General features: G+C 56.5%; 11 protein-coding genes and 4 pseudogenes. 3 read left to right on the plus strand and 12 right to left on the minus strand.

What is annotated here, in order from left to right; genetic code table 11:
• Positions 1 to 18: 18 nt before the first annotated feature.
• Positions 19 to 435: an IS200/IS605 family transposase gene (tnpA, locus tag RA27_RS22300; protein ID WP_039544350.1), complete on the plus strand. Its 417-nt coding sequence runs from the start codon at positions 19 to 21 to the stop codon at positions 433 to 435.
• 7 nt (positions 436 to 442) lie between these two features.
• Here tnpA and RA27_RS23935 read toward each other — a convergent pair.
• A pseudogene (locus RA27_RS23935) lies at positions 443 to 1,039 on the minus strand (Tn3 family transposase); the annotation flags it as partial.
• A 15-nt stretch (positions 1,040 to 1,054) separates the two neighbouring features.
• Positions 1,055 to 1,356 (minus strand): annotated as a pseudogene (locus RA27_RS22315) (transposase); the annotation flags it as partial.
• A 139-nt stretch (positions 1,357 to 1,495) separates the two neighbouring features.
• Here RA27_RS22315 and RA27_RS24195 point away from each other — a divergent pair.
• Positions 1,496 to 2,287 (plus strand): hypothetical protein, encoded by a 792-nt coding sequence (locus tag RA27_RS24195; RefSeq protein WP_152610776.1) that lies wholly within the window; start codon positions 1,496 to 1,498, stop codon positions 2,285 to 2,287.
• A gap of 443 nt (positions 2,288 to 2,730) precedes the next feature.
• Here the strand turns inward: RA27_RS24195 and RA27_RS22325 are convergent.
• A pseudogene (locus RA27_RS22325) lies at positions 2,731 to 2,901 on the minus strand (integrase core domain-containing protein); the annotation flags it as partial.
• Between the two features lie 80 nt (positions 2,902 to 2,981).
• Between RA27_RS22325 and RA27_RS24805 the strand changes: the two are divergent.
• Positions 2,982 to 3,206 (plus strand): annotated as a pseudogene (locus RA27_RS24805) (transposase); the annotation flags it as partial.
• 77 nt (positions 3,207 to 3,283) lie between these two features.
• Here the strand turns inward: RA27_RS24805 and RA27_RS22330 are convergent.
• From RA27_RS22330 to RA27_RS22370, 9 genes are all read right to left on the minus strand, one after another.
• A complete protein-coding gene (locus tag RA27_RS22330; RefSeq protein ID WP_039544289.1) occupies positions 3,284 to 5,470 on the minus strand; it encodes a type IV secretory system conjugative DNA transfer family protein in 2,187 nt (728 codons plus the stop codon).
• A 60-nt stretch (positions 5,471 to 5,530) separates the two neighbouring features.
• Positions 5,531 to 6,196, minus strand: coding sequence for a hypothetical protein (locus tag RA27_RS22335; protein WP_152610777.1), 666 nt, complete (start codon positions 6,194 to 6,196; stop codon positions 5,531 to 5,533).
• An 82-nt stretch (positions 6,197 to 6,278) separates the two neighbouring features.
• Positions 6,279 to 7,598 carry a TrbI/VirB10 family protein gene (locus RA27_RS22340; protein WP_039544295.1) on the minus strand — a complete coding sequence of 440 codons (1,320 nt, stop codon included), beginning with the start codon at positions 7,596 to 7,598 and terminating at the stop codon, positions 6,279 to 6,281.
• On the minus strand, positions 7,598 to 8,416 hold the full coding sequence (locus tag RA27_RS22345) for a TrbG/VirB9 family P-type conjugative transfer protein (RefSeq protein ID WP_039544299.1): 819 nt from the start codon (positions 8,414 to 8,416) through the stop codon (positions 7,598 to 7,600). Before RA27_RS22345 ends, RA27_RS22340 begins: the two co-directional genes overlap by 1 nt.
• Complete coding sequence (locus RA27_RS22350; RefSeq protein WP_193746568.1) at positions 8,416 to 9,129, minus strand: type IV secretion system protein; 714 nt, start codon at positions 9,127 to 9,129, stop codon at positions 8,416 to 8,418. The genes RA27_RS22345 and RA27_RS22350 overlap by 1 nt, the downstream gene beginning before the upstream one ends.
• Before the next feature lie 59 nt (positions 9,130 to 9,188).
• Positions 9,189 to 10,268 carry a type IV secretion system protein gene (locus RA27_RS22355; protein ID WP_039544302.1) on the minus strand — a complete coding sequence of 360 codons (1,080 nt, stop codon included), beginning with the start codon at positions 10,266 to 10,268 and terminating at the stop codon, positions 9,189 to 9,191.
• Positions 10,265 to 10,651, minus strand: coding sequence for a hypothetical protein (locus RA27_RS22360; RefSeq protein WP_039544305.1), 387 nt, complete (start codon positions 10,649 to 10,651; stop codon positions 10,265 to 10,267). Before RA27_RS22360 ends, RA27_RS22355 begins: the two co-directional genes overlap by 4 nt.
• Positions 10,651 to 11,412, minus strand: coding sequence for a type IV secretion system protein (locus tag RA27_RS22365; RefSeq protein WP_039544308.1), 762 nt, complete (start codon positions 11,410 to 11,412; stop codon positions 10,651 to 10,653). Before RA27_RS22365 ends, RA27_RS22360 begins: the two co-directional genes overlap by 1 nt.
• Positions 11,402 to 11,689 carry a hypothetical protein gene (locus tag RA27_RS22370; RefSeq protein ID WP_152610778.1) on the minus strand — a complete coding sequence of 96 codons (288 nt, stop codon included), beginning with the start codon at positions 11,687 to 11,689 and terminating at the stop codon, positions 11,402 to 11,404. Before RA27_RS22370 ends, RA27_RS22365 begins: the two co-directional genes overlap by 11 nt.
• Between the last annotated feature and the right edge of the window lie 38 nt (positions 11,690 to 11,727).

Below are 11,727 nucleotides of genomic sequence, written 5' to 3' on the forward strand. Positions count from 1 at the left end.
TTTCCAGAGGGTAAGATCATGCAGTATGACACCGGCAAGCACTGCGTTTTCTATCATCGCTACCATATCGTCTGGTCGACGAAATATCGCTATAAGGTGCTGACCGGCGAGGTGCGCCTGCGGGTGCGTGACATCATCCGTCAGGTCTGCCGTGAGAACGAGGTCGACATCCTGCGCGGGGTGTTGTCGAGCGACCACGTGCACATGTTCGTGTCGGTGCCGCCGAAGGTTGCCATCTCCGATCTGGTGCGCAGGATGAAGGGCCGTTCGTCACACAAGGTGCAACGGGAATTTCCTGCGCTGCGCAGGCGCTATTGGGGGCGCCGGTTCTGGGGTAGGGGTTATTTCTCAACCACCAACGGCGCAATCACAGAGGACATCGTTCTGCAATACCTCGAAAACCACATCGCCGCTCCTACCGACGCCAGTCGGTAGTGGTTCAGTTCCAGTAAATGATGATGGCAGTCAGCAGATTGAGGCCCGCGATGCGGAAGTGCTGCCCTTCGGTGGTTCTGTCGCGGATTTCGCCTTGCCGCCCGATCCTCAGGGCCCCTTTCAGGGCGTGATGCGCCTCTCCCTTGTTCAAGCCGATATTGGCGCGGCGCTGCATGTCGGTGTCCAGCAGCCATTCGATGATGAACAATGTGCGTTCAATCCGTCCGATTTCTCGCAGTGCCAAAGCCAGATCATGCTGCCTCGGGCGCGGCGCCAATTTCTTGAGGAGATGAGAAGGCTGCATCCGGCCTGACAGCATTGTAGCGATACAGCGCAACACGTCCGGCTAATTCTCTTCGGCCCTTGCTTCCCGGATTTTGTCTCCGGTCAGTCCGTTCAACTCTTTGGGGACAGCGCGGAGGTCAAACACATGCAACCGCTTGGAAGCGAGGTCGCGAATGCGCGGATGGAAGCGATACCCGAGCAAGGACGTGGCAGCGAAGACGAGATCGGTGAAGCCGCCGGTATCGGCGTATTGCTCTTTGATCTGTTTGCCGGTCGGGTTCATCAGCAGGCCATCCAGAATGTAAGGCGCTTCGCTTACCCGCTAGTCTTCCCGGACACCGTCGATAAGCTCGCGCTTCCGATCCGACCTCAGAGCTTTCACTTGATGACGTCCTGTAACATCTCCCGATCCAACGTCAGATCGGCCACGATCCGTTTCAGACGGCTGTTCTCGTCTTCAAGCTCTCGCAACCGCCGCATGTCGGATGGCAACATCCCCGCATACTTCTTCTTCCAATTGAAATATGTCGCCGAACTGATCCCGGCCTCACGGCATACTTCGGCAACCGTCTTGCCTTCTTCAACTTGCTTCAAGACAAACGCCTTCTGTGCGTCCGTAAATCTCGCTGCTTTCATCGCTTTCGCTCCTTCGCCCAGCCAGGGATTCGTCGCAAAAAACTCTAATCATAAATGGCCGGAAAATCGGGTTCCAGAGCAGTGGAAGAGCCGTTAAACAGGACACTTATCTGTGGGGTTAGATAGAGAGGGAACAGAAATGATAGATCTGGCGGATGAGTTTCCCGAAATTGGCGCCCAAGTTGGGTCGCGTGGGCTAGGACGGCGTTGTCTCGAGTACCACTTGTCGAGAACCTCTACTGAACAATACTCGTTGAAGTCAGTTAAAAACTGCACTGAGACAGTCGTTCGAACCATTGTAGCGGTAAGAAACGAATACCGTCGTTCTAACGAAAGCTATCAGCATGTCTTACAGCAATTGAAGCTACAAGATTGGCATCATGTATCGGATGATGAAACTGCCTTGGATATGAAAAAGTGTGGCAAAAAGGCCGGTCTAACAGCCAATAGCTTCCCAGAGTCTCAACACGTTCGTAGCTTGTTTCAAAGTGATCCTACGGAATTAGAAAAGCTTCGGGAAAAAGTGGATGTTTTTCGTTTTGTGCCGATACCCGGCGTTTGTATTGTTCTGACCAAACTTGGTTGGCCTACAAATGTTTATCACACCATCGGTATTGATGCGGTTTTACCAGCTGAAGCTGATGGCCTTTGGTTTTGGTACACTTCTCATCCCAACTTTGTGGCGGGTGCTAAAATTGTTCAAACATTCGGAGAAAGTTTTTGGGCAACACGTACATGCCGTGGTTTGTCTTATCCGACAGTTGAAAAAAGACATTGGGCTCGAACCTTCCTCGGCGTGTATCGACATCGGTTAGGACCGCAAGCAGAAGAAGAGCTGTTTTTTTCTTCAGGTTTTTGCTTTGACGACGGCGACGAAATGCCACTAAAGCTGACCAAGAATGGAACATACATTCATTACCACGAACTGTAGAGTATCCTACTCACCTCTACTATCCTGCCCCTACCGGACCGTATCGGGTAACGCTTCACCCCTGCATGGCACAGCAGACCTTGACGTAGCTACAACGAAAGAGTGCCCGGTTAGCATTCTGCAAATATTACCCTCCAGCAGCGAACGTACGTTTTTGATCTCGTAGGTTCGCATGGTAGGCAAATAACTTAAAATTTATCTTGCATTCAACACAGATGCTGTACCGCAGGTCTGATCTTGCGCCAAACCCATATCCAATTCCAGAGTTAAAATATCTACCGTGTTTGATCGGTCAACACCTGAGGCTGAGGTTAGCATGGGCAAAGAGCGTGTAGACACCATATATCGGAACGCTCTTCGCCCAAGCAATTTTGAGCAGAGCGGCCTTTCGTCGTTCGCGCGGAGTGAGTGAGCAGCCTCATTTGACTGGTCCAGTTTGATTGTTAGTGCATGATCGGCCTGTGTTCCATCGGGATGATGGCTTCCGGGGCCGGTGGGCGAGAACCTAATGCACTGTGGGGCCTCTTTGTGTTGAAGTGTTTCCTCCATTCTTCGATCAGGATTTGTGCTTCTCGCAAGCTGTAGAACATCTCCTCGTTCAGCAACTCGGTTTTAGGTAGCAAATGCACCAAATGATAGACTGGCGGATCTAGCGAGAACATTATGAGAATGCTCGTGGTTTTTGGAGGTTCATATGGCGCAGCATTTTCTCCTGTCGGCCGCCGCGCGGACCTTGTCTCTCAAAACGATTTTCTCCGAGGGGGAAGAAGCGGCACACCATCGGTTCTGCCGGCTGCGCTGGCCGGAAACCAATGGTGAACCGATCTGTCCTGCGTGCGGGTGCGTTGATGTTTACGACCTGACGACCAGGCGTCGATTTAAGTGCGCGTTCTGCAGCCAGGAAACACAGGTAACCACCTATGCCGATGACGGGCAGAACAGAACTCATTATGTTCTTTGTACGACGATATTTCACTCGATTGGACCTCGGTCTCTTTATGGGTATCCGGCGATGTTCTGGAAAGGTCGAGTCGTTCCCGACAGAGCTGCCATAGCCAGTTCACCATTTGTGAACAAGGGTGCCAGGCGCTTTACCAACTCTGCAGGCGAAAGCCGATGTGCCAGCTCCGCCAATTCCGGTTCAGCGTCCGGATCGATGGGTGCCAGGCCCAGCAGTTCTCCAATATCCCCTTCCAGTTCGGGCGTTTGCACCGTCGCAATCACGGCCGCCAGTTTCCGGTCCTCCTCTGTTTCCTCCTCTGTCTCAGCCTCGCCTGGATCTTCGAAGAAGCTGTAGTCATCACCGCTTTGATCGGGAACCACCTGCGGCCTCGGGCCCGGAGCAGCTGCGCGGTGTGACAAGGGCAGTTCCGGGCGCGGCTCCGGTTCTTCAGCTTCGACCACCTGTGATGCAGACCCGGCGTCCTTCAGGAACTCATCGTACCGGGTGACAACCCCATCTTTGATCAGAGGCACATCCGGCCAGGGTTTGCCGTTTTGGCTGTCGTACAGCGCCTTGAATCTGTGGTCCCGGAAATAAGACACCCTGTCTGTCCGGATCGGAAACATACCCTTGCCTGTGATGATGACTTCCTCTTTGCCCAAACGGCCGATTTCTTCGGGCGTCATGAGTGCACGGCTTTTCTCGGACCAGTTTTCGGACCGGCCGGGATCTTTCGACCAGTTGCGTCCCGATACGGATTTCTGAGTGACCGTCATGTTTCCGAGCGCCTTTGACAGCTTCGCCTTGGTTTCTTCGGAATTGGGTGTAAGCCAGACGTGAAGATGCGAGCTTTCCGTCAGGATCTCTTCCCCGGCTGGCCCGTAATGTTCCCGCAGCGAGGCAGGCGATTGCACGATCAGGCAAAGTCGGCCGCCATAGCCGGGCAGGGTGGTTACAGCATCGAGCACCCCTTGCATTTTTCCAAGCGAATGAAACTCATCGATCATGAACAGAACTGGCAGGAAGTCTTCACCTGCCGCCATGAGACGCCGGCGCAGCGCGTTGATGGCGCATTGAATGAACAGGCGCACAAGCGGGCGCGACACCTGTTTGTGTGCCTCAGGGATAGAGATATAGCAGGTTTGAGGCTCCCAATGCATCGATGCAAAGTCGAAGTCGTTGGTCTTTGTCGCCCGTGCGATCGCGGGGTTGCGCCACGCGTTCAGCCCGCCCCCCATCAGGACCGACAGGTAGATCCCAAGCTGCTTGTTGTCCTGGCCGGCCATGCGTAGCATCGCACCCTTGGACACCGGATCAGGCGCACGCGGGGCGAGGGCGGCAAACATACCCTTGTAATCCGGTATCTCATCCTCGCCCTTGGCTTCCGGCGTCAACACCTGAAGAACGCGGCCCAGCGATGGTTCCGGTTCGTTGCAGACAATCGCCGCCGCGCCCTCAAATATCTCCTGTGCGTCCTCCATCAAAGACGCCTCTGCGCCAGTCGCGCTTTTGGGTGCCAGCAGTGCCGCGCTGATTTCGGAGATCCGCACGAGCCGATCCTCCAGATCTTCCATTTCTGCAACCTCGATCAGCGGATTGAAACTGTGAGATCGGACGATGAGAGAGGCATCCGGGTTCTTTGTAAAAAGGACATCGAAGGGCGAAAGAACCCTGACCTTGTCCCCTTTTTCCAGCCTGCGGCGGGCCGTGTACTCATAGTTTTCCCCCTTCACATCATAAATGATCAAAGACCCCGGGTAATCGAGCAGCGTGGGGATGACGATTCCAACGCCCTTACCCGATCGAGGCGGGCCGGAGACCAGTACCGTGCCCTGATCATCCGTGTGGGCGCGCAGATGCGGGGCTTTCTTTTTGGGCTTTCCCAGCTTGCCCAACACCAGCCCCCAATCGCTTATCAACCTCGCCGCCCGGATTTCCTTGATCGTGGCCCAACGCGCGTCTCCATGGGCATCGGTGGCCGATACGCCCAGGACCATACCGCCAAAGAGATAGGCCAGCCCGGCCCCGGTGGCTACGCCGCCAGTCACTCCAACCCAGAACGCCAGCTTCCAGGTATTTGGGCTTAGAGTGTTCCAATATGTAGCCAGCAGCCAGGGCCGCCATGTCCCCATATCGCCATTGATCTTCCATGCAATCCATGCGGCCGACCAGAGAGGTATGCTGACCAGCGCTATCGTCAATGTGTAGGGCAGGTGGGTTTTTGCCTTGATGGTGCTCATAGGAGCGGTCCTTTCGATCGATGGTCAGCAGAGAGCGTGGGGTTCTGTAAAGATCACGGCTCAGGTGCCGGGATCTGTTTCCTTCTGTTCGTCGGTCTTCCGGCCGAGAACGCGATCGACACGAAGACCGAGCCAGCTGTCTTTGACGCGGAGAGAAAAGTAGGCATAGAAAGTGAGCGCGTATACCGGGAAGGCCAGAGGCGAACCGGACACGAACCACAACGCAAATACGCCGGGAACCAAGGCAACCACGCGTTCGCCGGGGAGACCCAGAATGGTTTCGCGATCGCTGGTTTCTCTATATCCGGCTGCCACGCCCCGACGGTCCAGAGCTGTAATCACCAATATAAATATCACGATCTGAAGCAGGACCGCCCAAGCCAGAGACAGTGTTGAGAACAGATTCTCCGTAAATATGTCCAGCGCCAGAGGGCTGAACAGGCTGGCAAAGAGATCCAGCCAGAAGATCACGCGGGCCTGCAGCGCCGTCATGTTTTCGTTGCCGGGGGCATCGCGGAGCTGGACGATATAATCCACATAGTTCATCTCGCCGATCAGCTGATAGGGTACACTGAGCAAGAGAGCGATGAAGAGAAGTTTGAGCGCCGGTCCGCTGTATCGTAGAGGTGAGACCAGCCAAACAAAGCGATCCACTGTAGCCCGGGTAATGGCGCTCAAGTGAAGGTCTGACTGATCAGAGGTTTCGGGTCTGTTGGGTGTATCCATGAGAAGTCGTCCTGGTCATACGATGGGTGGTTAGGGGTGTGGCGGAGAATAAAGAAACCGGCCAGGGCCGGCTTCTGTCAGATCACATGTAGAGATCCCGCGAGACGAACACGTTGATGTTCTCGCCATGATCGATCCAGATCGTGGGCGGGATCGAGAGATATTCGGTGAGCGGGTCCGATGCGGCCTCGCCAAACTGTGTGGCACCGTCAGAAAAACTGCTGTCATCGCTGTTATTTACCGTGCGACTGCCCAGGTTGGAGATGCCTGTAAAAATCGAGATGAAGGCCGCGGCTTCAAATTTGAGCGCGAAGTGATGCTGCACATTCCCGGCCAGGCCAGCGCGCCCCAAGGGGCCCACGCCGCGAGACCCAATCTGGATTGTGCGTTTGTCTGTTGTGATCACCCGGTTCCAGGCCACCAGAACCCGGCGCTGGCCCAGCGAGATATCGGAGGAATACTCACCGATCAGCGTGGAGCCGCGCGGTATCAGAACGGTTGTTGCATCCGTTGACCAGACATCCCGACTGATTGTTGCCTTCAGCTCTCCTGGCAGATCGGAAGATATGGCGGTATCCAGGTTAGCAGGAATTATCGTCCCCTGAGTTACGAGCCGGTGCACATCTTTCAACTGCTCCGCATGTGCGGTTTCGACGGTGCGCGATGCAGCCGCATCCAGAAAGTCATTGCCGGTGCTGTTGTTGGCCCCATCGCTCCCGGAGGCCGCGGTCCCGCTGGAACTCAGAGAATTGACCAAAGGTGCGGCCAGCCGTTCTTCCTCAGCCTTGCGGGCCGCTTCAAGCCGCTGCGCTTCCGAATTGTCTGCCGGCGCCTGGGCCGTTGGTTGTCCCGGCTCAACAATCGGCCTGTTTGCCTGCAGCCGCGCGATCAGCTCACGCTGCCGCCGCTCATTTGCCAGACGATCTTTTTCGATCTGATCGAGCAAGGGCTGCATTGCGGCCTGCTGTTGTTGCGCGATCAGTGCCGCAAGCGCTTCAGCATCCAGGGCCGGGGCAGGGGCCTCGGTTTGAGGAGCGTCCGGGCCTGGATCTACAGCAGGCTCTTGCGTTCTGGCCGCATCAAGGGCTGCGCGCAGCTCGGCCAGTTCTGCGGCCAGCAGAGCAACGCGCGGATCTTCCTGCGGCTGTGCCTGAGGCAATGGTTCGGTTGGCACTGCGCCAAAGAGCGCACCGCCCTGGCTCCTGGGGTCCGGCGTCTCAGTCACCTCCGGGATAATACTGTCACGGCGACCGGTGTCGCCATCTCCGCTATTGATCCAGACGCCCACACCGATAAAGCCCAACAGGGCGGCAATGCCGCCGATCATGGGCCAGTTCACGCCAGTTTTAATGTCTTCGGAGTTCTCGATACGATCCGACAGCAGTTTGTTCTGGTCCGACATCAGCGTCTCTCCCCGTTCAGATCAGCGGTTCCGTTGGTTCGGATCGTTGCGGGCCTGTTCCCGGGGCTTCGGTTCCGGTCCGTCTCATAGAGTGGGATGTTGAACACGCAGACCACATAGGGACCGTCGCGAAGCACGAGGCGGGGATAGACACCGGTGACCACGATGGTTCCGTCTGCCAGATCGGCTGTGTTGACCAGCCTCTCCCGGCCATCCGCACTCATGGCAAAAACAGATGGCCTGACGCTTTGCTCTTTCAGGCGTAGGTATGTCTTACGGCCATCGTCAAAGGCAACGGCCGGGCGCAACAGCTTGTCTCCGGCTGCGCTGTAGCGAAGATTGGCTGGCCGGCCTGATGTGTTGAAGGCCGCCTGAACGGAGCCGGCCTGACGGGGCCTGTAGCTCTTCTTGCGATCCGGATAGTTGAATCGATAGAGAAACCCCACATTCCCGGGCGCGCCGCCCGCATGGGCATTCAGCAGGAACACATAGGTTCTGCGGTTGGTCTGCAGAATGAGGTTGCTTGGCTGCGGTGTTGCGTATTTTGCCTTGATGACAAACCCGTCACCGGCGGTCAGTGGAATGAAATCCCATGTCTTAGGATCGCCGCGCACCTCGTCAACCATCTGCTCACCGTCTTCAAGCAGAATGGTTGCTGCATAGCCGGTATAGGCGTTGATCTTGTACACTTCGTCACGATGGAAATTGAGTGTTCGGATACGGCCATCGGTTTGGGTGCCGCGCCCCTGCTGCTCAGCGAAGGCGGAACCAGCCGCGATTGTCAGCCCCAACAGCGCTGTCAAAACAAAACGAACCATCAGCGTGCCTCCTCATCCAGACGGTAGGTGTTCACGCAAAAGCCCGTCGGGTTGTTCCACCGTTCCTCCAGTGGCATCGACCCGGTGCGGTCGAACTCAAATCCCAGTGTGACGACGAAGTTGCGCTCCGAGACCGGCGCACCCGGCTGAGCCCTTGCGGATTTGGTGATGCGCAGCGTTGCCCTGTTCCAGTCATCAAGCGTGACGGATCTGATCCGTACATCGACCCGGCCGCGGCGGCCGTAGATGTTCATCGGGCTGTTGGGGTTTGCCTCGGCATAGAGCGAGGCCAGTTCTTCAGCGGCTCCGCCGCAGCTCAGCCGGTAGACATCGTTCAGCCGTTCGCGCTGATCATGTGCATCATAGGTTTCTCGGTCGCGGGTATATTGGAACAACAGGGCCTGGGTAACGTATTCATCATCATCGAGCGTGATGTCCCCCAGGCGCGAGCTGACATTCACCAATCCAGTATGCTTGTCGACCGTCATGGCCAGGGGCACGACCTGTTTTAGCGGCGTGAGCCCCATGACGGCGGCAACCCCCATGACGCCAACGAGCACACCTATGCCGCCGATGACATAGGCCAGCCGCAAGCGTCGCCGCATCGACAGGTACATCTCATCTTCCCAATGATCATGCCCATTATGGATCGTGGTGGTATCCGGCATTGGTGTGCCAGGGTCAGGGCTGAAGTCAGTAGTGGCTTGCTGCATGTGGAGCCTCCTCGTCAGGTGCGGTGTCATCCCGCCTGGGTTGTTGATTTAGCTTCAGATTAGGTTCCCCGGTTGCGTTGGTCTTCAGCCATGCGTTCTGCTCCGCGCTTCACGGACTCTCTGACGCGCTGATTGTTGGCCTCGGTTGAAGAGGGCCCATCGGCTTCTTTGCTGGCGCTATGGCGTTGGTTGGCAACGTCACCAAGGTTATTGCCGCCCGAGTCACTGCCGGTCAGACGGCCGCCAAGAAACTTCACACCGGCAAAGCCTGCCCCTTTGATCTGAGATTCACCCAGGTTGAGGGCCGCACCACCAATCCGCTGAGCAATCATCGGGCAGATCAGCAGCAATCCGGCCGTCAGCCAGCTGAGACCCGCCAGCTTGAACATCTCAAGTGGGATATCGTTCTTTGAGGCAACTCCGGCAGTTACAGCAGCAGAAACTTCCTTGGTCGCCGAGATTGTAATTCCCATGACACCAAAGAGCAGGATCTGGAACAGAACCAACATGGTGATGCCGCGGACCCAGCCGTTGAAGATTTCCGATGAGCTTTTGAGATAGGCCCAGACCGCCAACACAGGGAAAATGCCCAACAGGATGGCCATCAGGACTTTCGAGGCGATGATCAGGCCAAGCGCGATGACAACCATAAACAGGATTCCGCCTGTCGCGATCAGAGCCATCAGTAAGACACCGAGCGCATCACCACCGAAGTAATCCGACCATCCGTAAGAGCCGAGCGCTGTGATAATGTTGTTGAATGCCGTTTCTGCGACCCTGGCAAAGACGGTAATAATACCACCGGCGTCGCCTGTGCCGCCAAACGCGCTGATGATCTCGTTGCCAACATCGATCGGGAACTTTGTCAGGAACGGGAAGATGTACGTTGTCCAAAGCGCGCCGCCCGAGACCGCCAGGTAAAACAGGGAAAACCGAAAGGCGAAGGTGATAAAGCCATCAAGCGAGAAGCTGCCCCGGAAGCCGGCCGTTACAGCCCAGACCGCCAGAGCCGCGCCAGCCAGAAGGGTCAGAAACTCGGCACTTGGCGCCGCCAGTGCCTGAAACACCTTCTGCGACCCTTCATTGATGAGCGCATCAAAGCTCGCATCCGTGCCAACAAGAAAGTCTTTGAGGCTCATGAGCCGCTATCCCGCTTCCTGAACTTCAGGGCGCAGGCTTTCCAGGCACGCTCTGATTCAGCGTAGGCGTCTAAAGCAAGGTCTTCCTGCTCATAGATTTCGTCTATTGTCATATCCACCAAATCGGTGTCGATCTCCCGATCGCTTTCGAACCAGATATCCAGTTCCGGCATGGGTTCGCCTGCCGCATAGGCAGCTTCGCATTTTGCAGCGTAAGCAAGCCGAACCTCGACTGCCTGACGCTTAAGAGAAACGTCTCGCGCAGAAGCCAGGCGATATTTCTCCCGCTTTTCGTCCGCTGTCAGGGCAGTAGCAGGCTCGACCGCTGCCAGAGTTGCGGTGACGGTTGCAGCGATGAGAAGGGATTGGGTGAACATGCGCATCAGTTTTCTCCTTGTGGTCTGTATGCCTGCCGGGCCACGGTCTCCTGGCCGCGCAGACTTTGATTGACGAGTGCGGCATCCAGTTGGCCTTGCGCTGACAGGGTTTGCAACAGCGTGGCGAGCATCATGCCGTTCTCAACTGCAATGCGGTTGTTGAGATCGACGCTCGCTTTCAGATCCTCGGTCGCCCCAATTTGCTGGCGATAATCGTCATACCGCTGCATGGCCTCACCGGCGCCGGCAAAGCCTTCCTCTGCAATCGCCAATCCGGCCAGGCTCGACCCTGACACAAGATCATGCGACCGGGTCTGTGGATTTTCCTCGGACCGGCCCAGCATCTGCAGACCATCCAGAGGCTGGAAGTCCAGTTTGAGAGCTTCCATGTGATTGCCGAGCCGGTTGTTGACCGAGTTGCCTGTCATGGACAGCGACGTGAGCGACGAGGCCAGTTTGCGCGGTGTTATATCCCCGTTGAACATGTTGCCGATCTGATCACGCGCGCCGGTGAGCGAGTTGTAGGTCGCGCGCGCCTGACGCACCTGTTCCTGCAGCTCGTTCAGCTGAAGAATGGCGTTGTCCAGCACTTGCGTGTTGAGGCCAACGATTTCGCCATTGGAGTTCAGCAAGGCGATCAGCTCGGCATGTTCTGCAGCACTGAAGGTGGGAACGCCCTGGGCTGCCGCCTTGTCCGCAGCTCCAACCAGGCCGACACAGGTGACGGCGACAGCAACGGCGACGGATTTTATTCGGTTATTGATCATCAGGTGTTCCTTTCGAATTGAGTATGTTGGAATAGAGTTCATCCGCTTCTTCGCGGGTCAGAGCCTCTTCGGCCAAATGTTCGCGCAGCTCGTCCAGCTGTTCCTGAACAGCCGGATCATCCTGCAGCAAGGCAATCTCCAGAATTGCCCGCAGCTCCACGATTGACTGCGGGCCCATGACAGGTACGCCCTGAGCGGCGGCTGGAATGACTCCGACAGAGCCTCCACAACTCAGAATGAGGGCCGCTATGGCGGGGATTAAGGTTCTGCGCGTCATTCGTCCTGTCCCTTCAGTCCTTCTCGATTTCCAGATCA

The sequence above is a fragment of the Ruegeria sp. ANG-R genome, assembly GCF_000813985.1.
In the GTDB taxonomy this organism is placed as follows: domain Bacteria; phylum Pseudomonadota; class Alphaproteobacteria; order Rhodobacterales; family Rhodobacteraceae; genus Ruegeria.